The organism is Pannus brasiliensis CCIBt3594 (assembly GCF_036688125.1).
GTDB classification, from domain to species: domain Bacteria; phylum Cyanobacteriota; class Cyanobacteriia; order Cyanobacteriales; family Microcystaceae; genus Pannus; species Pannus brasiliensis.
On record NZ_JBAFSM010000006.1, the window covers coordinates 96265 to 117032 of the forward strand.

General features: G+C 49.1%; 22 protein-coding genes. 9 read left to right on the forward strand and 13 right to left on the reverse strand.

Annotated elements, in window-relative coordinates; translation table 11 throughout:
• Positions 1-14: 14 nt before the first annotated feature.
• The 3 genes from V0288_RS04955 to V0288_RS04960 form a co-directional block, all read right to left on the reverse strand.
• Positions 15-713: a hypothetical protein gene (locus tag V0288_RS04955; RefSeq protein ID WP_332863922.1), complete on the reverse strand. Its 699-nt coding sequence runs from the start codon at positions 711-713 to the stop codon at positions 15-17.
• 105 nt (positions 714-818) lie between these two features.
• Positions 819-1142, reverse strand: a complete 324-nt coding sequence (locus V0288_RS25260; RefSeq protein ID WP_479687453.1) for a deaminase domain-containing protein — start codon at positions 1140-1142, stop codon at positions 819-821.
• Between the two features lie 228 nt (positions 1143-1370).
• Positions 1371-3272 carry a transketolase C-terminal domain-containing protein gene (locus V0288_RS04960; protein ID WP_332863923.1) on the reverse strand — a complete coding sequence of 634 codons (1902 nt, stop codon included), beginning with the start codon at positions 3270-3272 and terminating at the stop codon, positions 1371-1373.
• A gap of 380 nt (positions 3273-3652) precedes the next feature.
• Here V0288_RS04960 and V0288_RS04965 point away from each other — a divergent pair, with 380 nt between their 5' ends.
• The 3 genes from V0288_RS04965 to V0288_RS04975 all read left to right on the forward strand — a co-directional run bounded on the left by V0288_RS04965 (position 3653) and on the right by V0288_RS04975 (position 6031).
• Entirely contained in the window at positions 3653-4294 is a 642-nt protein-coding gene (locus V0288_RS04965) for a hypothetical protein (protein ID WP_332863924.1), read from the forward strand.
• Positions 4295-4383: 89 nt separating this feature from the next.
• A complete protein-coding gene (locus tag V0288_RS04970) occupies positions 4384-5049 on the forward strand; it encodes a hypothetical protein (RefSeq protein WP_332863925.1) in 666 nt (221 codons plus the stop codon).
• Between the two features lie 322 nt (positions 5050-5371).
• Positions 5372-6031: a hypothetical protein gene (locus V0288_RS04975; protein WP_332863926.1), complete on the forward strand. Its 660-nt coding sequence runs from the start codon at positions 5372-5374 to the stop codon at positions 6029-6031.
• A gap of 69 nt (positions 6032-6100) precedes the next feature.
• Here the strand turns inward: V0288_RS04975 and trpE are convergent, their stop codons facing one another.
• From trpE to V0288_RS04990, 3 genes are all read right to left on the reverse strand, one after another.
• Complete coding sequence (gene trpE / locus V0288_RS04980; protein WP_332863927.1) at positions 6101-7618, reverse strand: anthranilate synthase component I; 1518 nt, start codon at positions 7616-7618, stop codon at positions 6101-6103.
• 99 nt (positions 7619-7717) lie between these two features.
• Positions 7718-8143, reverse strand: a complete 426-nt coding sequence (gene psaD / locus V0288_RS04985) for a photosystem I reaction center subunit II PsaD (protein ID WP_332863928.1) — start codon at positions 8141-8143, stop codon at positions 7718-7720.
• Between the two features lie 81 nt (positions 8144-8224).
• Complete coding sequence (locus tag V0288_RS04990) at positions 8225-8431, reverse strand: hypothetical protein (protein ID WP_332863929.1); 207 nt, start codon at positions 8429-8431, stop codon at positions 8225-8227.
• 33 nt (positions 8432-8464) lie between these two features.
• Between V0288_RS04990 and V0288_RS04995 the strand changes: the two genes are divergently transcribed.
• Complete coding sequence (locus V0288_RS04995) at positions 8465-8827, forward strand: nucleotidyltransferase family protein (protein WP_332863930.1); 363 nt, start codon at positions 8465-8467, stop codon at positions 8825-8827.
• A 37-nt stretch (positions 8828-8864) separates the two neighbouring features.
• On the opposite strand, the gene V0288_RS05000 is transcribed toward V0288_RS04995, so the two are convergent.
• The 7 genes from V0288_RS05000 to V0288_RS05030 form a co-directional block, all read right to left on the reverse strand.
• Complete coding sequence (locus V0288_RS05000) at positions 8865-9833, reverse strand: hypothetical protein (protein WP_332863931.1); 969 nt, start codon at positions 9831-9833, stop codon at positions 8865-8867.
• A complete protein-coding gene (locus V0288_RS05005; RefSeq protein WP_216403159.1) occupies positions 9814-10092 on the reverse strand; it encodes a BrnT family toxin in 279 nt (92 codons plus the stop codon). Before V0288_RS05005 ends, V0288_RS05000 begins: the two co-directional genes overlap by 20 nt.
• A 78-nt stretch (positions 10093-10170) precedes the next feature.
• Positions 10171-11823 carry an acetolactate synthase large subunit gene (locus tag V0288_RS05010; protein WP_332863932.1) on the reverse strand — a complete coding sequence of 551 codons (1653 nt, stop codon included), beginning with the start codon at positions 11821-11823 and terminating at the stop codon, positions 10171-10173.
• Between the two features lie 315 nt (positions 11824-12138).
• Positions 12139-13515: a phospholipase D-like domain-containing protein gene (locus V0288_RS05015; protein WP_332863933.1), complete on the reverse strand. Its 1377-nt coding sequence runs from the start codon at positions 13513-13515 to the stop codon at positions 12139-12141.
• 101 nt (positions 13516-13616) lie between these two features.
• On the reverse strand, positions 13617-14174 hold the full coding sequence (locus V0288_RS05020) for a Uma2 family endonuclease (protein WP_332863934.1): 558 nt from the start codon (positions 14172-14174) through the stop codon (positions 13617-13619).
• Positions 14175-14229: 55 nt separating this feature from the next.
• Entirely contained in the window at positions 14230-14880 is a 651-nt protein-coding gene (gene hisG / locus V0288_RS05025; protein ID WP_332863935.1) for an ATP phosphoribosyltransferase, read from the reverse strand.
• A gap of 2 nt (positions 14881-14882) precedes the next feature.
• Entirely contained in the window at positions 14883-15524 is a 642-nt protein-coding gene (locus V0288_RS05030) for an L-threonylcarbamoyladenylate synthase (protein WP_332863936.1), read from the reverse strand.
• A 68-nt stretch (positions 15525-15592) separates the two neighbouring features.
• On the opposite strand from V0288_RS05030, the gene V0288_RS05035 reads away from it, so the two are divergent.
• The 5 genes from V0288_RS05035 to V0288_RS05055 all read left to right on the forward strand — a co-directional run bounded on the left by V0288_RS05035 (position 15593) and on the right by V0288_RS05055 (position 20732).
• Positions 15593-16246 carry a glutathione S-transferase family protein gene (locus tag V0288_RS05035; RefSeq protein WP_332863937.1) on the forward strand — a complete coding sequence of 218 codons (654 nt, stop codon included), beginning with the start codon at positions 15593-15595 and terminating at the stop codon, positions 16244-16246.
• A gap of 134 nt (positions 16247-16380) precedes the next feature.
• Positions 16381-17100 carry a Uma2 family endonuclease gene (locus V0288_RS05040; protein ID WP_332863938.1) on the forward strand — a complete coding sequence of 240 codons (720 nt, stop codon included), beginning with the start codon at positions 16381-16383 and terminating at the stop codon, positions 17098-17100.
• 135 nt (positions 17101-17235) lie between these two features.
• The gene (gene rppA, locus V0288_RS05045) at positions 17236-17919 is read left to right on the forward strand and encodes a two-component system response regulator RppA (RefSeq protein ID WP_332863939.1); all 684 of its coding nucleotides are present in this window, start codon (positions 17236-17238) and stop codon (positions 17917-17919) included.
• 185 nt (positions 17920-18104) lie between these two features.
• Positions 18105-19850 (forward strand): DNA repair protein RecN, encoded by a 1746-nt coding sequence (gene recN / locus V0288_RS05050; RefSeq protein WP_332863940.1) that lies wholly within the window; start codon positions 18105-18107, stop codon positions 19848-19850.
• A 144-nt stretch (positions 19851-19994) separates the two neighbouring features.
• Complete coding sequence (locus tag V0288_RS05055; protein ID WP_332863941.1) at positions 19995-20732, forward strand: hypothetical protein; 738 nt, start codon at positions 19995-19997, stop codon at positions 20730-20732.
• Positions 20733-20768 lie beyond the last annotated feature (36 nt).

Genomic DNA, 20768 nt, shown 5'->3' on the forward strand with positions numbered 1-20768 from the left:
GAAAAATATCGATTTTATAATGCGTGTAATCTCAAAATATCTGGAAATGGCCGTATAGTATCGCTAATTCTCTGTAATTCTTGCATTCGATCGCTGAAAATTTCTTGGTCTCGCGGGGAATCGGTCACGGAATAGAAAGAACGAGGAGGCCGTAGATACCAACTCGCGGGAACGACATCGAGTAACCACCAATTAAATAATTCTCGTCTCCCTCGCGAACCGGGGAAGATGGCGTAACCTTCCAAGCAGTCCTCTAAAATTTCTAGTAGAGCTTCTAGAGATCGATCGGGTTCGATCGTTTTAATCGCGTTTTGGTAAACGTCTAAAGCTTCCGACAATATTTGTAAGCTGGGTATTGCTTTAGTTGTTTTACAAGAGAAAAAATCATCTCTAAGTTCATTGATATTATTGCATTTCTTAATTAGAGACGTTTTTTCGGTTAAGGATAGTATCTCTTCAAGAGTTTCTATGAGCCAAACAATCATCCTATTGATCGTGTAATCAGGGAGGGGATTGTCTGGTTGATAGTAAGCGAGGGTAGGCTGTACGGTTAAGGATAATATTAGTGCCATCCAAACATAGCGTAGATGTCCTATAGGATTGTTACTTTGAAATAAACCTAGAATTTCTCGTAACGTATCCTCTAGTGAAGTTGTATAGTCAGCATCTTCTTCATAGAGTTCTCCGTAACTTGCCTTCAATGCTTTATTCATCGCGGATTGAAGAGATATCGGTAATTCCTTCAGCGGTGAATGGGGGGGGATAGTGTCTCGGTACTGCACATCCATAGAGTTTTTTCGCCTTTTTAACAAAATTATTCATGGATACGGATAATCCCAGAAAACGATTATCTTTACGTTTGGAAACTTCTCCTCGAACTGCTTGATAACACTTTGACAACTCTCGCAAGGCTGAAGCTCGGTATATAGGTAGAGTTGCCCCTCTACTATTGTACGATCGTAGAACCTATCCAGAATATTGGCAATTTCATCCAAGACCTTGTATTCGGCATCCGTGTCCATCAATCTTCCAGTACGAGAGTCCCTAGCCGGTTTAAAATGCCCTTCAGGGAACGGAATCGGAATGTCAGGAATCGGGCTTTTGCGTCCACCCCTAGAAGTCGCTCCCGCGCAAAACCTCACATTTTCAGCATCGAGATGAACTTCCGCGATCGCGACATTACTTTTACCGATAGGCTTTTTCAGGTAATATTCCCGAATTAATGCCGCGTTCTTTTGTAAATCTTCCTTTTCCAGAATCTTAACCCCTCAGAATCCTTTCTCCTTTACAGATGTATGACGACGATATTTATCATTTTACGGAATAATTCCCAAAAAACAAGGGTGAGCTTTCGCCCACCCTGTTGAATCTTAGCCGATTAAGGCTTTAACCTTGCTCGTAATCCCCGCGGGGTCGATGCCTTGGTGGGGGTACTGTTCCCAGAGACCACCGCAACCCTCGTGATGAGTTCCTAAATACGCGTATTTCGGCGTTAAACCGCGTTCTAGTAACCACGAACCGTAACGGCTACCCAATCCGGTGCGACGGTTAAAGGCTTCCACCACGAGAACGAAGGGAGAATTCCCCACTTTAGCGATGATTTCCTCGTCTACCACGTTCAACGTCGGTTTATTAATTAACCCCACGTCGATGCCTTCCTGTTTCAACCGTTCCACCGCGTCGAGGGCGCGATATAACGAGTCACCGAAACTGACGATATAACCCGCGCTTCCCTCGCGAATCACCTCGTCTTTTCCGGGGGTGAAAGTATAGCCCTCGCCGAAGAAATTATTGCCGTTCGCGTCGAGAATGTTCGGGGTTTTGGAACGGGTGGAGAAGATGAAACGGAGACCGGGCTGATGGAAAACCGCATCGACACAAGCGGTCATCTGGGCCGCGTCGGCCGGGAAATAAAGACGGGTTTCGTAACCGTCATCGAGACCGTTATCGGCGAAGAAATTATTCAGGCCGAAGTGACAGGTGTTATCGGCCATGTCATCGATACCCGAGTGGGAAAAATGACAGAGGAGGTTAGAGTAATTGAGACGCGCCATCGTGATCTCGGAAATGCACATTTCCAAAAACGCGGCGAAGGTGGCGAAAATGCCCTGTTTTCCTTTCTCCATCCCGAAACCGGCGGCGGCGGACAGGTTGCCGCGTTCCATGATGCCGGAGGGAACGAAGACTTCGGGGTGTTTGTCGTGGATGACTTTCAGACCGCAGGAACCTTCTAAATCGCTGTCGATGACGACGACTTTCGCTTTTCGTTCTTCCTCGCTCATTTTATCGAGGATTCCCACTACCGCGTCGCCGAAAACGTTACGGTTCGAGCCCCATTTATCGCCGGAACCGATAAATTTGTAGTCGTGGGAGGGTTTTTTGATGTTGTTGAGGTATTCGACCGCGGCGGTGTGTCCGCGCGATTCTAGGTATTTGAGGGCGAGGGGGACGGAAATCACGTCGTGACCGTGGTTAGAGCCTTCTAATCCCTCGATTCCGGGACACATGGGACGTTTGGCGATTACGGCGATGGGGCCGGGGGTGCTAACCGCCTCGCAAATGGCGCTGTATAACGCGTCGATGTCTTCGCCGTTCACTTCGACCACTTTCACGCCGTGGCCGGTGAGGGTTTTGGCGACGCTGTAGCCGGGGAGATATTTGGAGGGATGACCGGCGATCGTCACGTCGTTATCGTCGATAATCAGTTTGACGTTGATATGCTGGGCGACGGCTAACCGGGCGGCTTCCGCGTCGTTACCTTCCTGTTGGGAACCGTCGGAACCGAGACAGAATACGGTTTTACCGGGGTTGGCGAGCGCGACACCGTTGACGTAGGGCCACATATGCCCCAAGCGTCCGGAACTGAATTTCACGCCTTTGGTGAGTCCTAATTCCGGGTGTCCGGGTAGGGTGGAACCGGCGGTACGGTACTGCATTAATTGTTCCGCGGGTAGGGAACCCTCTAGAACGGACATGAGGTATTGGGTGCCGACGCGATGTCCGGCCTCGTCGAAGAAGATGGGGACGTATTCACCCGGCGCGCCGCGGAATAGGGCATCGAGGATGACGACTTCGGGAACGGTATCGTAGGGGCCGCCGGTGTGTCCGCCGACTCCGCGGGCCGCGCCGGTGGCGGTGAAGAAGACGATCGCGTCGCGACAGAGTTGTATATTGGCTTTGAGGGCGTTTCTCTGCTCGTCGGTGAGGGTGGGATTACTGGCGGACAGGTTGACGCGCTGATAGGCACTTAAATCGATGGGAAAGGCAGTCATCGGTAATGCTTCCTTAAGAAATAACTATAGCCAGGGAAATCATAGCCCGAAAGGTGGCCTCGGTAATCGGCCGGTGGGTTTGTCGATCGAGGTGAACGGGTAAGGAGCGATCGATCGCCCCGGGACGGGAGCGGCGATTTCCCCGGCTGGATCTTTCTTCAATTACGGTAAATAACTTTAACTTTCTGTCAATTCGTGTATTGTATTATTGCATTTTCACAAAGCTTGAAATATAAAAATTATACTATAAAAAAGACTCGATCGAGGATCGTTAAATAAGTTAATGATCGTGCTTTTTCTTGCCGTCACGATGGTTCGCGAGCCAACACGAAACTCGATCGCTCTTTGGGCTATCCGATTACTGTCACTTCTCGAAAGCTATGCTGACCTCTCCTCTAGTTCTTGCCTGTGAACCGATTATTCCGTTGATGCAATTATATTCCTGGCCGCTTTCCTCTCTGGTCGGGGTGATTTTTATCAAGGCGATATGGTTTGCTAAAATCGGTGAGGAAAAAGGATTCTCTCCCTTTATTTCATTTGTCGCGATGTTTTTGGCCAATATAGTCACCACGGTAATTGGATTGGTCTTAGTAGCGTTTTTCGCCGCTCCCATGTTACTGTTATATTCCGTGATTATTGTCGTCTGTATTTCTATTCCCCCGGTCATCCGATTATTTCTGCTCTCTAATCGAAAAATCAAGAAGCGAAAAATCAATCTCGTTTTTTGGATATTACTCGTACCGCTCCTGACACTAATTTTTTTTGGATCTATAATTTTTCTCTTTCTCGCGGAATCGATCGGATCGCGCGAGGGGGTTTCCTTCACCTACTGGATCACGAAATTCGCTTATATCTATTGTGGTTTAGCTTTTAGCTTTTTCTTGACGGCGGTATGGGAAGAACTCGTCGCGGGTTCGATCTTAAAAAGTTCATTTTTGCCCGAGATCTCTCGAATGAATCTATATATCATGCTAGGGGTTTGGATAGTTTTTGCCGCGCTGAGTCTGGGGCTGTATCGATAAAATCGCCTCTACCGCTAGATTCGGTAATTCTCCCGCACGCGACTCGATCGCTCTCTGGTCCCTTCAATTACCGTCACTTCTCGAAAGCTATGCTGGACTCTCTTACCTGTGGGCGATTTATTTTTCCGTTGTGGGCATTATATGGGTGGCCGGTTGTATCCCAAGTATTCGGGGTAATTTTTATTAAGGCGATATGGCTTGCTTTCATCGGCATAGACAAAGGAAGAGGATTGTGTCCCCTGTCTTCATTTATCGCGATGTTTTTAGGCAATATAGTCAGCACGGTAATTGCATTGGTCTTAGCCATGAATATCGACGAGCCCCAGTTCGATCGCATGATTATGGTAGGCTTTGTCGCCTGTATTTCTATTCCCCCGTCAATTCGGTTATCTTTACTCTTCGATCGAAAAATCAAGAAACGAAAAATTAATCCAGTTTTTTGGGTATTGCTCGTGACGCTACTTTTTGGGACATCTCTATTTTTCTACGATATCAATATGTCGAGATTGCGATCTCTCGAATGGGATGACACGGGTTCCTTCACCTACTGGATCATGATACTAGCCTATATCTATTGTGCCTTGGCTGTCAGCTTGTTCTTGACGGCGGCATGGGAAGAATTCGTCGTGAGCGTGATCTTAAAAAATTCATTTTTGCCCGAAATCTTTCGCATAAATCTATATATCATGCTAGGTATTTGGATATTTATTGCCTATATAATTTGGCCGCTTACAGTATCATGTGGAGACCGATAGGAGAGAAAATCGGCCACTCGAAGCGGAATCGAAAAGTGCAAAAATTCGAGGGTTCCCCCGCGGACATGAAAGGAAAGCTCTCGGAAGTGGCACTCGATGGAGGTACGATAAGAATGCGAGGAGAAACGGGAGAGAAAAGTTATTGAAAAGAATACAAGACCGCCCGATTACAGGGGAGCTACTACCTTTCAACGTTAACGGTCGATCGCCGCCTTTTCCCGCGCTCATTAGTCCTCACTAGAATCTAATGATAACTTTCCCATAGTTCGGCTAAAAGTACACGATGATTAGTCCCTTCAATTACCGTAACTTCTCGAAAGCTATGCTGGACTCTCTTGGCTGTGAACAATCGATTTTTCCCTTGTCGCTCTTATATTCTTGGCCGCTTTCATCTCTGCTCGGGGTGATTTTTATCAAGGCGATATGGCTTGCCAAAATCGGCATAGACAGAGGATTGTCTCCCGTGCGTTTATTTATCGCAATGTTTTTAGGTAATATAGTTAGCACGGTAATTGCATGGCTCTTAGTCATGAAGGTCGCCGATCCCAAGATGGATAGCGTGATTATGGTAGGTTTTGTCGCCTATATTTCTATTCCTCCAGCAATTCGATTATCTTTACTCTTCAATCGAAAAATCAAGAAACGAAAAATTAATCCAGTTTTTTGGGTATTGCTCGTGACGCTACTTTTTTGGGTATCTATATTTTTCTCCGATATCACTATGTTGCGATTGCGATCGCTCGGATTGAATGACACGGGGTTTTTCACCCATTGGATCACGATACTAACCTACACCTATTGTGCCTTGGCTGTCAGCTTTTTCTTGACGGCGGTATGGGAAGAACTCGTCGTGAGCGCGATCTTAAAACAATCATTTTTGCCCGAAATTTCCCGAATGAATCTATATATCATGCTAGGTATGTGGCTATCTTTTGCCTATCTAGTTTGGGCGGCTGTAGGAGCCTGCGTGTATGACCGATAGGAGAGAAAATCGACCACTCGAAAAGGTTATCCTAGCCATCGTTTGTCGGGGTTACAGTTCCCTTTCACGTTAACTCAAACAACGGATCGCCTCTAATAATCCCCGCGCTTTATTCAACGTTTCCTCGTACTCTTTATCCGGGTCGGAATCGGCCACTAAACCCGCGCCGGCCTGTACCGAAACGAGATGATCTTCCCCATCCGGACGGACAACCATCGTGCGAATGGTGATCGCGCTGTTTAACTGTCCCTCGAAATCGTAATACCCGTAAACCCCGGAATAGGGACCCCGGCGACAGGGTTCGAGTTCGTGGATAATTTCCATCGCCCGGATTTTCGGCGCGCCGCTGACGGTTCCCGCGGGAAAACAAGCTTTTAATAAATCCCAGGCGGTTTTATCTTCCGCTAACTCACCGACGACGTTACTGACGATGTGCATGACGTGAGAATAGCGCTCGATGACCATCAATTCATCTACCGTCACCGTCCCCCGATCGCACACCCGACCGAGATCGTTGCGTCCCAGATCCACTAACATGATATGTTCGGCGATTTCCTTGGGATCTTGCAGTAAATCCCGCGCGAATTCCTCGTCTTCGGCTTCCGTGGCCCCGCGACGACGGGTTCCGGCGATCGGCCGTACCGTCGCTTTCATTTTCCCCGATTCGGTTCGTTCCGCTTTGACCATCACCTCGGGACTCGAACCGATAATCTGCCAATCCTTGAACTGATAGAAAGCCATGTAGGGAGAGGGATTGATCAGCCGTAGGGAACGGTACAACTCGAAGGGATGACCGCCGTACATCGCGTTCAAACGCTGGGAGATGACCACTTGAAAGATATCGCCGGCTTTGATGTAATCCTTGGCTTTTAAAACGTTCTCGCAGAAGCGATCGCGCGTCGTGTTGCTATTGTAGGCTAATTCCCGCGCTTGTCCGGCCGGGGACATTTCTAGGGCTTTGGCGTTGATCGGGAGCGGTAATTGAAGCTTGAGGACTAATTTCGTCACTCGATCGCAGGCCGCTTGATACGCTTCCTCTATATTGACATTTTCCCCGCGTAAGTCCGCGTAGGCGATCGCCCAGATCTTCCGTTTCACCTGATCGAAAATAATCAGGTTATCCACCTGCATCCAGATCCCGTCGGGTAAATCGTCCTCGCCGGCCGGGTAGACCGGAACCCGCGGTTCGATCCAGTTAATTAACTCGTAGCCCCAAAATCCGAATAATCCACCGATTCCAGCGGGAAGTTGCGGTAATTTGACCGGTTTAATCGGTTCTAAACAATCGGCGAGAATCTTGAAGGGATCGCCGGTAAAGCGTTCGATCGAGCCGTCCCGGAAAGTTCTCGTCGTGTTTTCCCCCCGCGCCTCCAGTACCCACACCGGATCGCAACCGAGAAAGCTGTAGCGTCCTAACTTCTCTCCCCCCTCGACCGACTCTAGCAGAAAACTGTAGGGCCGTGCGGCGCAAACCTTATACCAGGCCGAGACGGGGGTTTCGAGATCGGCGATCCATTCTTGATAGACGGGAACGAAATTTCCCTGGCGGGCGAGGTCACGAAAGCGATCGAGGTCGGGAAAGATCATAGGTGATGGGAGCGAAAAACTCGATCGGCGCTCTAGAAGTCCACAACCGGCGATCGATTGCCGCCGACTCCCGACTTCTCCCGCGCCGACCTTTTTTAGTTATACCTCGTAGGTAGCCTTGCCAGTGAATTTAATCGTGGCAGGTTCGGGGTTTTGGCCGATGCTTCTGTCTTTCTTACCGAAATACTCGCGACCCGCGTTCACTTTTTCGGGGAAGACTCCATCGGCGGGATGGAGATACTCGATCTCCCCGTTGGGGTAGATGCGGTAAATCTTGTAATTTTCGATTCTGGGTTTAAATTTCGTCCGTAATTGACCGCCGAGAGCGATACATTGTTCTTTGCGAGCCAAATACAGGAGATTATCCCCTTCGTTCATGATCGCCGCGCCACCGGTAGGCATTTCAAAGACTTGCTCTTTGGTGCTGGTCCAGGTAATGGCGTATTTTTCTTCGAGATCGGCTTTGGAGAGTAAGCCGCCCGTGCTACCACCGAACTTAGGGGGTTTTCCGGAAAGTTCTGTCATAGGGTTTTGTTCTCTCTACAAGTAAAGAAAAGGGGTTTTACGGAATCCTATCACTCGCCACCCCGATCGCCGGCGGTTTTGTCAAGAACTGTAACATTCGCCGGGGGCGATCGCTTCTAACCTCCGTCGCTCTCGTCGGGAAGGCGCTCGATCGATCCCGTAACCGTTCACCCCGCTTTCCGACGGTAGAAGGAAAATCGGCGCGGTTAAAGCGATGGACGGAAAACGGGATCGGGAAATCCGCCGGAACGGTCGATCGAGTGGTCGGACGTACCGATCTCGCGCCATACTAAAAATTGTCCGAATTCTGCCCCCCGCGCCATGAGTTCTTTTTCCACTAGCGATCTCGATGAAATTATCGCCGATCGACGCGAGCGACGGGAGCGAGAGCGTCAATTCCTGCTAGAGCGCGCCAAACAATGGCTCGATGAGTTCTCGGACGAATACGGCATCGAAACGGCTTATCTCTTCGGTTCCGTCACCCGTCCCTACCGATTTCACGACGATTCCGATGTGGATCTCGCGGTCGAACAGATCGATATGGAAGGGTACTTTACGGCGATCAGTGAACTCTCGACCTATTTAGAGAGGGACGTGGATATCATTCAACTCGATCGCTGTTTTTTCGCCGATCGCATCCGGCAAACGGGCATTCTATGGACAAAAACACCCTCGCCATCCTAAAAACCGATCTCGACGCTCAATTATTCTTGAGCGGAAATTATAGAACTTTAAATTTTTTTAGTTTTTCTGACAAGTTGAAGTCTATATTTTCAATGTCTCTATCATACAAATCAATACAACGCAAGTTGTGCTTTTTATATATTTCCTGTTTGCGTTTCATTCTTTGATAATAATTGGGCTTGTCAAGCATCCCCCAATATTCAATATAAATTTCTTTGTGATCCTTGTTATAAACCTTAAAATCTGGAATTAATCTATCTCTTTCTGGAAGATTTACTATATGTGGTTCGTACATATGAAATAGTTTGTATTCTGTAAAATAATCATCAATAATTTTTTCTGCCTTCGAGCGAACATAATGACCATCTCGACACCGAAAAGTAGCTGGATATTCTTGTCGATAGTCTTTTTCTATCTTTAAATTTTCTGGATCGAGAAACAGTTCTAACGGTTTATCTTCATCTTTTATTTTCTCCAGATCGAGCAATGTTTCTAACTGTTTCTTTTCATTTTTAAATAATAAGTTTAAGAGAGCTTCTGCATCTTTTCCTTCTATGGGTTTTTCACCTTGAGTAACTTGTTTTCTAGCTTGAGTATCCAAATCATCTAAAGAGATGTCGTATATTTCTTCAGTACACTTTTGAACTCTTACTTGATAGGGATAATTTCCATTCCAAGCATTTTTTTCAATGTCTTTCCGACCGTCACAAACAGCTTTCCAAAGATACAGGATCTTGTGTTTGCTAGAATTGTAAAGAATACAATAATCGCCTTTTCTGACTTGTTCTGGCCATGCGTTGTTATTTCCAAAAAGACTGCGTTCGATACATTCATTGTAGGTTTTATTTGAACAAACAAAACTATAAATTATCATTTTTTTAGACATCTCTTGATTACTAGGAACGGCAAAACGATTCGGTTTCATTTTTTGATAATCAAAATCGTATTCGGGTAAGAGTTCATCCTCGAAGTCGGGATCGATCGAGTTATTGTATATTTCGTTCATAGTTCTCTCGTTCCTTTCTCGTGGCCGGACGGGCGCTGATGATTCGGATAGCGTTGGGGCGTTCCGTAAAACTAATTAAAAGTAACCGATTTTGACGGGAATAACCGATAATAATTTCCCGTCGCTCCTCGATCGAGTGGATCGGATCGTCGAAAATGCCAGCCAAGGTATCGTCAAAAACGGTTCTAGCCTCTTCAAAACTAACTCCGTGTTTTTGGAAATTCCTACTCGCCTTCGATCGATCCCACTCAAATTCCATATATTCATCATAGAAGATCTAGAAAAAAAAGGGAAAACCGATAACGTTTTCCCTGACTCTCTACATTCTAGGAACCTACTATTCCCAGATCTGACAACTCAAGTCCCCGGACTTCTTGGAAAGGCGGAGATTTTCCCCGTAATCGACGGGTACATCGATCACCGAGGGGACTTTCTGTTGAAAAGCGTCTTCCAACGTCGGGATCAGATCCGCGGCGGACTCGACACGATAGCCCTTGAGTCCCATACTTTCCGCGAACTTGACGAAATCGGGATTGGTAAACTTGATAAACGAGGCCGAACCGAATTGATTGATCTGTTTCCACTCGATCAGTCCGTAGCCGTTATCGTTAAAGATCACCGTCACGAAAGGAGTCCCGACCCGTAAAGCCGTTTCCAACTCCTGACAGTTCATCATGAAACCACCGTCCCCGGTGACGGCGACGATCCTTTTTTCTGGATGGACGAGCTTGGCGGCGATCGCGCCCGGAATCGCGATACCCATCGCGGCGAAACCGTTGGAAATCAGGCAGGTATTCGGTCGATCGCAGTGATAATGGCGCGCCATCCACATTTTATGCGCTCCCACGTCGGAAATAACGATATCTTCCGGCCCCATGACCTGCCGTAGATCGTAGATCAGTTTTTGCGGCTTGATGGGAAATTCCGTATCGTTGGCGTAGAACTCGTAATCGGCGCGGATTTCCGTTTTCAGTCCCGCGGTGATGGGGGTGGGTTTGTTCTGTCGATCGGCCCGCTTGAGGATATCGAGCAGGGAATCGGTGATATCGCCCACGACCTCGACTAGCGGCGTGTAACTGCTGTCTACCTCGGCGTGGGTCATCCCGATATGGATAATCGGCAGTTTCCCCTCCGGATTCCATTTTTTCGGCGAATATTCCACTAAATCGTAGCCGACCGCGATAATCAGGTCACTACGCTCGAAAGCGCAACTGATCAGATCTCGCTGTTGCAGTCCCACGGCCCACAGCGCCAGGGGATGGGTGTAGGGAATCGCGCCTTTCCCCATAAAAGTATTGGCGACGGGGATATTTAACGTGGTGGCGAATTCCGTCAGGGCTTCGCTGGCGTTCGCCCGGATCGCCCCGTTTCCCGCCAGAATCAGCGGATTTTTCGCCTTAGAAATGATCGCGGCCGCCATATTCAGGGTGCGATAGGAGGCGTAGACTTTTTCCTTGCTATCGAGGGGAAGGGGTGTGCCGGTGACGGGCATGGCGGCGATGTTTTCCGGGAGGTCGATGTGTACGGCCCCCGGTTTCTCGCTCTGCGCGGTTTTAAAGGCTTTGCGGACCACTTCCGGAGTGATGCCGGGACGGACGATCTGTTTGTTCCATTTCGTCACCGGGGCGAACATGGCCACGAGATCGAGATATTGATGGGATTCGATGTGCATTCGATCGGTTCCCACCTGTCCCGTGATCGCCACCAGGGGCGCGCCATCAAGGTTCGCGTCGGCTACCCCGGTCATCAGGTTGGTCGCTCCCGGCCCGAGGGTGGAGAGACAGACCCCGGCTTTCCCGGTCAGGCGCCCGTACACGTCGGCCATGAAGGCCGCTCCCTGTTCGTGACGCGTGGTGATGAACCGGATCGAGGAATCCTTCAAGGCTTCGAGGATATGCAGGTTTTCTTCACCGGGTAGCCCGAAAATATACTCTACTCCCTCATTTTCTAGACATTTTACCAATAATTCGGCTGTGTTCAATTCCCCCATAATTCTCTCCTCATCGCGCACTTCATCACTCACTCCTCTAGAGATACGACATCCCGATGGAACGAGGCCGGGGCGATCGATCCTTCGGGACGATATCAGTCGATGATTTGTACCGATGTCGCTAAATCAAAATTTTGTTTACTTCGTCCTGTATTCTATTGTGACCTACACTCGTCTGTTTTGGCCGAACAATCTTTCTCGCGAGCGCGGGGGAAAGTCCGGGATTGACGGTTTGTATCGATCGTTTTTCGCTAAATACACAGGATTGTCTATCGGGCGAATAATTGTAATGTTTCTTCATGTAAACAACGCGCTCTAGCGACAGCGTTTGGTCTCGGCCTCGATTTTCTCTTTAATCGTGTCGGGAAGCCCTAGCGACGCGGTGCGGTAGAGATTTTGAAATTCCCGGCTAAAATGGGCGGCGATCGTCGGATTCTCGATGATTAGTAGGGTTTCGTCGTTTTTCGAGTTCGCCGCTCTCGACCAATTGTGAGAGCCGGTAATGACGATCCGATTATCGATCAGCCCGAATTTGTGATGTAATTTATCCCCCGCTTCCAATCGCGGGACTCCCACCGTATCGATCGGATTTTTCCAGGGATTATTATCTTTCTCGTAGCGACATTTTTTCGGGTACGCGACTCCGAGTAAGTCCAATCCCTCGCTATAGTCGCGGAAGGCGAAACCGGGATCGATCAGGACTCGAATTTTCACGCCTTTGTCGTGTCGATTTTCCAGAATATCCGCTAGTTTTTGTTCGGTGAAAACGAAGAGAGCGAGATCGACGGATTTTGTCGCGGTACTTAGGGTATCGCCGATCGCTCCGTTCGTGCTGATATTCCACGGGTAACTTTCCGCGTTCGGGGAGAATTTAACGGTAACTGTACTGTTATCGATCGTGATGGTTTGCGGTTTTCGATAGGGTTTGTCGGTACCGAATTTCGGCTCGCCGTCCGTTCCCCACATGATATCGAATTCCCGTTGAAAAGCGCGGGCGAGTTGGGGATTTTTAATGACTAATAAATGATTGGCGTTGCCCACGGTTTTCGGGTTGGAAAAGTCGCCGTGAATATCGCTAAGGGTATAGTTCGCGGAACTGACGAGGGTAATATCATCATCGATGATGGTGAATTTATGGTGCATTAAACCGCTTCCTCTCGATCGATCGGCGGTATCGTCAATCACGGGAACCCCTCCCTTTTGCAAGATCGCGATCGCGTCTCTTGTATCGATCTCCTCGGGACTTAACTTACCGTCTCGATTACTATCTACTAGATCGAATAAATTCTGTAAGCGTTCCTGTTCTCGATCGCTCATTTTGTCGCTTCGATCTTTCAGGCTCGCGATCGATCGATTATAACTATTTTCCAAGATCACCCGAACTTTAATTCCCTCGCGATGGCGTTTGACGAGAGCGGTAGCGATTTCGGGTAAGCGTAATTCTTGAACCGCGACATCGATCGATCTCCTCGCCGAGTTAATATTTTCCAGAATAATCGCTTCTAAATTATCGCCCGATCGAGAGATTTTTCGATAGGGATCGGTGTAGTCATCCCCGCGCGATCGATCGTGATTAAAATACACTTGAATCGATTTCTCTTGGGGTAGAGGTGCGGGACGATCCGGCCCCGCGTTGAGGGCATTACAGCCGGTTAGCAGGAGGAGGGAGAGGAGGAAGGCGATCGATCGCATAATCGGGAAAAGTTCGAGACCACGTTTTTATGATTCCCATTTTACCCGGCAAAATTTCCCCGAGTGGCGATCGACAATCTGTATTTTCGTTCGCGCGGGGTTTATAACAGAACTTCTAACGCTAAGGTGAAACCCGGAACCACATCTTCACCGCTTAAAGTAGCCGTCGCGGGATATTGCACGATCGAACCGTCCTGACGATAGACAAAAGCCTGTTTATTGATTCGATCGATCAACCAACCTAATTTAACACCATTCTCCCGATACTCCTCCATTTTCTGTTTCAACTTGGTTAAACTATCGGTTTTAGAACGGATCTCGATCACGAAATCCGGCGCGAGATTTAAAAACTCATCTTCTTTTTCTTTCCATCCTTCGGGTAAGCGTTCCTTAGACACGAAAGCGGCATCGGGAGAGCGTACCGCGCTATTCGCGAGTTTAAAACCCCCACTAGAACTAAACACTTCTCCTAAATCGTTGTTTTCCACCCATACACCTAAACGGGTAATGGCTTTTACTTCTTTATTAGCAGAAATACTTCCAACTGGGGGCATAGTTACTAACGTTCCGTCCGCGTCGCGTTCAAAGCGTAATTCCGGGTTCTGACTACTGATCTGAAGTAATTCTTCATCACTAATCGTCGTGGGAGTTTGTACCATAGCGAGTTACGGGAGAAAATGATCCTCCCATTTATGATAACAAAGCTTCTCGAATTCACGCGCTAGGAACGACCGCGATCGCGTCGCGTAACTTCTCTACCCAATCGGAAATATTATCTCGATCGAGTCGGTAACTGAGGGGATGGGCGATCAATCTCGCGGTACTGGCGAATAATTCATCGATCTCGACTAATCCATTCTCGCGCAGGGTGCGACCGGTGGAAACCAGATCGACGATCGCCTCGGACATCCCGGTAATCGGCCCCAATTCCACCGAACCGTACAGGGGAATAATTTCCACCGGAATATCCAGGCGCCGGAAATAATCTTTCGCGCAGTTGACGAATTTCGAGGCGACTTTGCCGTGATGGGGAATATCCACCGGACTCTTGTAGGGACTGTCCGCGGGAACCGCCACCGACATCCGACAGTAACCGAACTTTAGATCGACTAAATTGGCGACATCCGGCGATTTTTCCAGCAAAACGTCATACCCCGCGATCCCTAGCTGTGCCTGCCCGTACTCGACATAAACCGGCACATCCGTCGCCCGGACTAACAGCGCTTTCGCTCGTCCGGTGGGATCGGTAATCTGTAACTGGCGGTTTTTGGAGTCGAGAAAGGCGCTAAAATCCAGGCCGATATTCTGGAAGAGTTTAATCGTATCGGTGAGTAACGCGCCTTTGGGCAGTGCGATCGTCAGCATGATTATTTTCGCAGATGGGAGGGGAGTTCGATATCGGGGACGATCGGACGCAGATCATCGACGGAAACCGCCCCGAAATTCATAATAGTCGGAATCGGTAAACTACAGTCGATCAGTGTCGCCCGCATCTCGTACTTGCATTTTCCCCCGTCCACGATCGAGGATACCCGATCGCCGAACAACTGTACCGCGGATGGGTAGCTACGGGCTTTATAATCGGCCCCGAAACCCGCGGGAGTCGCGACGATCGGGAAAGGACAATTTTCGACGATATCGTGTATAAACGGGTCTGGACAGGCGATAAATAGGGTTTTATAGCCCGCGGTGACGCTTTCCGGCAGTTTATTTTTCGAGGGAACGATCAGCGTGATCGGGTAGGGAAAGCGATCGATTAATTTCCCGCAAGCGGGACTTATCTCGGCGAACTCCCCGGCTTTTCGGCGATCGGTGAGTAAAACGAGCGGTTGGGGAGGATTCCAGCGTTTTAACTCGTGGATCTCGGCGATCGCCCGCGGTTTAAAGGCGTGAGCGACGAAAATATAAGTAACATCGGTCGGTAAAATGACGACCTCGCCAGATTCGAGGCGTTGCCGTATCTCGTCCAGTAAATTCGTGGACGCGCGCGCTGTTTTCGGTAAAGTCATCGTATTCAGTCGAATATCACCCGGTTGTTCAAACTATCATAAAGAGAGAGAACTTTTCATCCCCCATCATGAGTGAACTAACCCTCGTTATCGGTAATAAAAACTATTCCTCTTGGTCGTTGCGTCCGTGGTTGGCGATGAAACAGGCCGAGTTAGATTTTCAAGAAATCCGTATTCCCCTCTATGCCGAGAATAGCCGGGAGGAAATTCTAAAATACTCGCCATCGGGAAAAGTCCCCGTTTTACTACATAATAATCTCGTTATCTGGGAATCTCTAGCGATCTGTGAATATATCGCCGAACAGTTCGAGCCGGGGTTGTGGCCGGAGGATGGTAAGATTCGGGCGATCGCGCGATCGGTCTCCCACGAGATGCACGGGGGATTTTTCGCCCTCCGTCAGAATATGCCGATGAACTGTCGCGCGCGTCACCCCGGACAAGGAATGACACCGGAAGTAGAAAAGGATATTCAACGGATTTCGGAAATCTGGCGCGATTGTCGGACGGAATACGGGCAGGATGGTGATTTTCTGTTCGGGAATTTCTCGATCGCCGATGCCATGTTCGCGCCGGTCGTGTTACGATTCGTCACCTACGGGGTGAAATTGGGAGCGATCGAACAAGAATACGCGGATACGATTTACAATCTCCATAATTTACAAGCCTGGGTAGAAGCGGGAGTTCAGGAGACAGAAATTATCGCCGATGCCGAGATATACTGAGAGAAGATAAACCACCAAAGACCTCGATCTGCATTGTAAATTACAGCGGTATTTTTTCTAGGATTCCTGAATCCAGAGTCCCGACTCTAGAATTTTCCCCTTCCCGTTCAAGAATTTTACCTACCCTACCGATCATGACCTCGATCGATACCCCCCGAAAACAGCCGAAAGTGATCTGGGAAAAACTTCCCGAAGATTACATCTTACCCGAAGAACCCGTGGAAAGTATCTTACAACCTTTACTCGCGTTCGCCCTCAATGAAGCGCTCGATCTCGCGGGTTTATTAACTCCCGCGATCTTGGTAGCGATCGATATGGCTATCTGCGCGAATCTTGATGGAAAAACCGTCGTCAAAGCCCCCGATTGGTTTTACGTCCCGGATGCCGAACCCACACCGGACAACGAGATCCGACGGAGTTACACCCCGCGCGGGGAAGGGGATATACAGATCGTCATGGAATTTCTTTCCGATAGTGATTGTGGAGAATATTCGACTCGTCCCGTTTATCCCTATGGAAAATTTTGGTTTTACGAACGAATTCTACAAGTACCTTATTATGTAATTTTCGATCCCGCCCGCGCCATTTTAGAGGTACGATCTTTACAGGGCGATCGCTACGAACTCCTAACCCCGGATCGCGACGGACGTTATTTTCTTCCCCCCCTGAATCTCTCTCTAGGAATCTGGCACGGAAAACGACAAGAGATCACCGCGTACTGGTTACGTTGGTGGGATAGCGAGGGGAATATGCTCTTATGGGCTAGTGAACGGATCGCGAGGGAACAACAACGCGCGGAACGACTAGCGCGAAGATTGCGCGAGATGGGCATCGATCCCGAGGAAAATGGTTAACTTTTTCGCCGATAGTCTTGTTCGGTGAAAAAAGGTATGATTCTAATGCTTAAAGCGATACTATAAAGCTTTTTTACTCCTGACTCCTGACTCCTGACTCCTGACTCCTGACTCCTGACTCCTGACTCCTGCTGTATGAAAATTCTTTTGGTCGATGATGAAAGAGAATTAACGGAACCTCTGGAGGAAATTCTTTCTAGAGAGGGTTATCGGGTCGATATCGCCGATAACGGGCGATCGGGACTGGAAAAAGCCCGCGAGAACGAGTACGATTTATTAATTCTCGATTGGATGTTACCCTATCGATCGGGCTTGGAAATCTGTCAATTTTTGCGCGATCGGGGCGATATGACTCCCGTTCTTTTTCTTACGGCTAAGGACACCCTAGACGATCGAGTTTCGGGGCTGGACGCGGGCGCGGATGATTACCTAGTAAAACCCTTTCAATTGCGGGAATTACTGGCGAGAGTGCGCGCTTTACTGCGCCGTTCGCCGAATTTTGAAGCGAGTAGTAGCAATCGGCTTAAAATCGCCGATCTCGAACTCGATAGCGAGAATCAGGTCGCTTACCGGCAGGGACGGGCGATTAATCTATCGGATAAGGAAGTACAATTATTAACCCTCCTGATGACACGGCCGGGACAGCTTATCACCCACGAACAAATCTATCAGCAATTGTGGCCGGGGGAAGAAAAACCGAATAGTAACGTGGTTCCCGCGTTAATCCGGCTTTTAAGACGGAAAATAGAAGCGGATGGCGAAATTCCCTTAATTCAAACCGTCTACGGCAAGGGCTACCGTTTCGGGGACAATCGTTAAGGAGGCAGGAGGCAGGAGGAAGAAACAGCGTATATTTTCCGCGTGGAAAAGAAAGAAAAGATCTACCTTGATTCGATAAATTCTACAATTCTATTCTTTCTGACGATAAAACGGGAATTATGCCCTAAGTCTATAATGATATAGGGCTTCTCCCCATCCCCCCATCCCCCCATCCCCCTTTCTCCATGCTGTCCTCCCTGCAAATCACTAATTTTACCCTGATCGATCGATTGGAATTATCCTTCGGCGCCGGATTGAACGTGTTGACGGGGGAAACGGGCGCGGGAAAATCGATTATCCTGGACGCGATCGACATTGTTCTCGGTGGGAAAGTTACTACTCGCGTGATCCGTCAGGGAACCCGTCAGGCGATTATCGAGGCGACTTTTCACGCGTCCCCCGAAGTTCGGCAGTGGCTAGAAAGTCAGGATATCGACTTTTTAGAAGAGAATACCGTGGTGGTTAGCCGAGATCTTACGGTTTCGGGGACTTCCTCCCGCTCGCGTTCTAGGATTAACGGTGTGATAGCTAATCGGCAACAATTGGCGGAATTACGCGAATTGCTGGTAGAGATCACCGCGCAGGGGCAAACGGTGCAGTTAATGGACGAAACCCGACAGCGGGAATTACTCGACCTCTACGGTGGCGAGACGGTTCAGAACCAACGATCGAAAGTAGCTTCCGAATACACGGTCTGGAAAGAGAACGAGAAAATATTACAGAACCGCCGCCAATCGGAACAGAATCGCTTACAAAGATTAGATTTAATAGAATATCAACTAAAAGAACTGGAATCGGCGAATCTATCCGACCCGGAGGAAATCGAACAACTCGAAGGGGAAAGGGCGCGTCTGTCCCACGTCGTGGACTTGCAGAAATCGAGTTACCAGGTCTATCAACTACTCTACCAGAACGATAACGATCGCCCCGCGGTAGCCGATCTCCTCGGCGAAGCGGAGAATCTCTTGACAAATATGACCACCTATGATAAGGAGCTAGAGTCGATTTTAGAGATGTTGCGATCGGCCTTCAATCAGGTGGTAGAGGTTAGCCACGAGATCAACGCTTACGGGGATAGTTTAGAAGCCGATCCGGAGAGATTGGAAGAGATACAGGAGAGAATCGTTTTATTAAAACGCCTTTGCAGGAAATACGGGTCGAATTTAGGGGAAGTTATCCAATATTATGAAAAACTCCAGCAGGAACTCGCGGAGTTGACGGGAGGGGGACAATCGATCGAGGAACTGGAAAAAGCCTGTCAGAATGCCGAGAGAAGCTATCGGGAGGCGGCGGGAGAATTAACGCGATTACGGCAGGAGGCGGCAGGGCAACTAGAACAGCAACTGGTGGGAGAATTAAAACCCCTAGCGATGGAAAAAGTCATTTTCGTCTGTCGGATCTCCCCGGCGGTTCCCAGTTCCACGGGGAGCGATCGGGTGGAATTTTACTTTAGTCCCAACCCCGGCGAGAAAATCCAGCCGCTTTCGGCTACCGCGTCCGGTGGCGAGATGAGTCGCTTTCTCCTCGCCCTACAAGCCTGTTTCTCCAAGGCCAAACAGCGATCGGGAACCTTGATTTTCGACGAGATCGACGTGGGAGTGTCGGGAAAAGTCGCCGGGGCGATCGCCGAGAAACTGCACCAGCTAAGTCAACAGTATCAAGTCCTCTGCGTCACCCATCAACCCCTCGTCGCCGCGATGGCCGATCGCCATTTCCGTGTCGATAAACAGATGATCGAGGAGATAGCGATCGACGGGGACGCTCTTCAATCCGGCCTCGCCGAGATCCGTACCGTCGTCCGCGTCACCTGCCTCGACAACCGCCAAACCCGACGGGAAGAACTCGCCCAACTCGCCGGGGGGCATTCCGCCTCGGCCGCCCTCGCCTTCGCCGAATCCCTCCTGATCAAAGCGGAAGGACGCAAGGGATAGTCGATCCCGTGTCCCTCCGAGGGAAGAAAGTCTAGTTTTCCGGTGAATCGGACGCGCTGGAAGGCTTGACACTCACGGCTAAACGTAACAATATATTAAGCAATCGAATCAGCCCAGACCTATCGAGCAGGAGTGAGGTTCCGGATGGAGTTACAGAGAGAATTTTTTCCCCGCGTCCAGAAAACCGTCATGCCACGCCCCTATCACGCGGAAGAATCCGATATTCTAGGGCAGAGCGGTACCGCATGGGCGACAGACGCGAAGATTTACGGCGATAACTGGCATATCGATTACGGTTCCGGCTTAATCGAGATCTACGAGGCGGGCGCGGCGATTAGTTTCCACCATATTCTCCCCCGTAAAAATAAATACGAGAAAGAAGGGCTTTACCTACGACTAAAATTAGCGTATCGGACGACCGCCAACGCGAACGTGAATATCCGCACCTTTTCGGGAAATCACGTCACTTTACTCAACAATTTACACGGTAGTATCTACGACGATCCCGATACTTACTGGTGGGTAACGGACGATATGACGATCAATATCAACTCGATTTACACCGGCGAAAAACTCTGGATTCAGCGAGTCGATTGGGAGTGGATGAGTAAAGAGGTCGTCTACGAGGACGAGGTGCAAGAGATCAGTTTATATCTCGATCGGGCCTTCGAGGATGTCAACCGTCTCTACATTCCCCAGGCGATTAATCGGGACAGTGTGAAGGCGTTTTTAATGCAGAAAATTCAAAAAGACGACGAATTCGCGAAGCGTTGTCTCGCGTTACTCTGCCAGGATCGCTTAATGGAACGGGACATCGCCCAACTCTTTATCGAGACGGGAATGGAAATGAAACTGACCGGTCAATTACCCGCCGCCGCTTAAAAATAAACCGGTAGGGGCGCGACTCTCGCGCCCTTC

Bases quoted from the DNA above. Each gene is read 5' to 3' on its own strand.
- V0288_RS05000 (WP_332863931.1), bottom strand. From the start codon at position 9,833: ATGAACGAAATATACAATAACTCGATCGATCCCGACTTCGAGGATGAA.
- V0288_RS04955 (WP_332863922.1), bottom strand. From the start codon at position 713: ATGAATAAAGCATTGAAGGCAAGTTACGGAGAACTCTATGAAGAAGAT.
- V0288_RS05040 (WP_332863938.1), top strand. From the start codon at position 16,381: ATGACCTCGATCGATACCCCCCGAAAACAGCCGAAAGTGATCTGGGAA.
- recN (WP_332863940.1), top strand. From the start codon at position 18,105: ATGCTGTCCTCCCTGCAAATCACTAATTTTACCCTGATCGATCGATTG.
- V0288_RS04960 (WP_332863923.1), bottom strand. From the start codon at position 3,272: ATGACTGCCTTTCCCATCGATTTAAGTGCCTATCAGCGCGTCAACCTG.
- V0288_RS04975 (WP_332863926.1), top strand. From the start codon at position 5,372: ATGCTGGACTCTCTTGGCTGTGAACAATCGATTTTTCCCTTGTCGCTC.
- rppA (WP_332863939.1), top strand. From the start codon at position 17,236: ATGAAAATTCTTTTGGTCGATGATGAAAGAGAATTAACGGAACCTCTG.
- hisG (WP_332863935.1), bottom strand. From the start codon at position 14,880: ATGCTGACGATCGCACTGCCCAAAGGCGCGTTACTCACCGATACGATT.
- V0288_RS04965 (WP_332863924.1), top strand. From the start codon at position 3,653: ATGCTGACCTCTCCTCTAGTTCTTGCCTGTGAACCGATTATTCCGTTG.
- trpE (WP_332863927.1), bottom strand. From the start codon at position 7,618: ATGATCTTTCCCGACCTCGATCGCTTTCGTGACCTCGCCCGCCAGGGA.
- V0288_RS05015 (WP_332863933.1), bottom strand. From the start codon at position 13,515: ATGCGATCGATCGCCTTCCTCCTCTCCCTCCTCCTGCTAACCGGCTGT.
- V0288_RS04990 (WP_332863929.1), bottom strand. From the start codon at position 8,431: ATGGCGCGAGATCGGTACGTCCGACCACTCGATCGACCGTTCCGGCGG.
- V0288_RS05055 (WP_332863941.1), top strand. From the start codon at position 19,995: ATGGAGTTACAGAGAGAATTTTTTCCCCGCGTCCAGAAAACCGTCATG.
- psaD (WP_332863928.1), bottom strand. From the start codon at position 8,143: ATGACAGAACTTTCCGGAAAACCCCCTAAGTTCGGTGGTAGCACGGGC.
- V0288_RS04970 (WP_332863925.1), top strand. From the start codon at position 4,384: ATGCTGGACTCTCTTACCTGTGGGCGATTTATTTTTCCGTTGTGGGCA.
- V0288_RS05030 (WP_332863936.1), bottom strand. From the start codon at position 15,524: ATGACTTTACCGAAAACAGCGCGCGCGTCCACGAATTTACTGGACGAG.
- V0288_RS05010 (WP_332863932.1), bottom strand. From the start codon at position 11,823: ATGGGGGAATTGAACACAGCCGAATTATTGGTAAAATGTCTAGAAAAT.
- V0288_RS04995 (WP_332863930.1), top strand. From the start codon at position 8,465: ATGAGTTCTTTTTCCACTAGCGATCTCGATGAAATTATCGCCGATCGA.
- V0288_RS05005 (WP_216403159.1), bottom strand. From the start codon at position 10,092: ATGGAATTTGAGTGGGATCGATCGAAGGCGAGTAGGAATTTCCAAAAA.
- V0288_RS05020 (WP_332863934.1), bottom strand. From the start codon at position 14,174: ATGGTACAAACTCCCACGACGATTAGTGATGAAGAATTACTTCAGATC.
- V0288_RS05035 (WP_332863937.1), top strand. From the start codon at position 15,593: ATGAGTGAACTAACCCTCGTTATCGGTAATAAAAACTATTCCTCTTGG.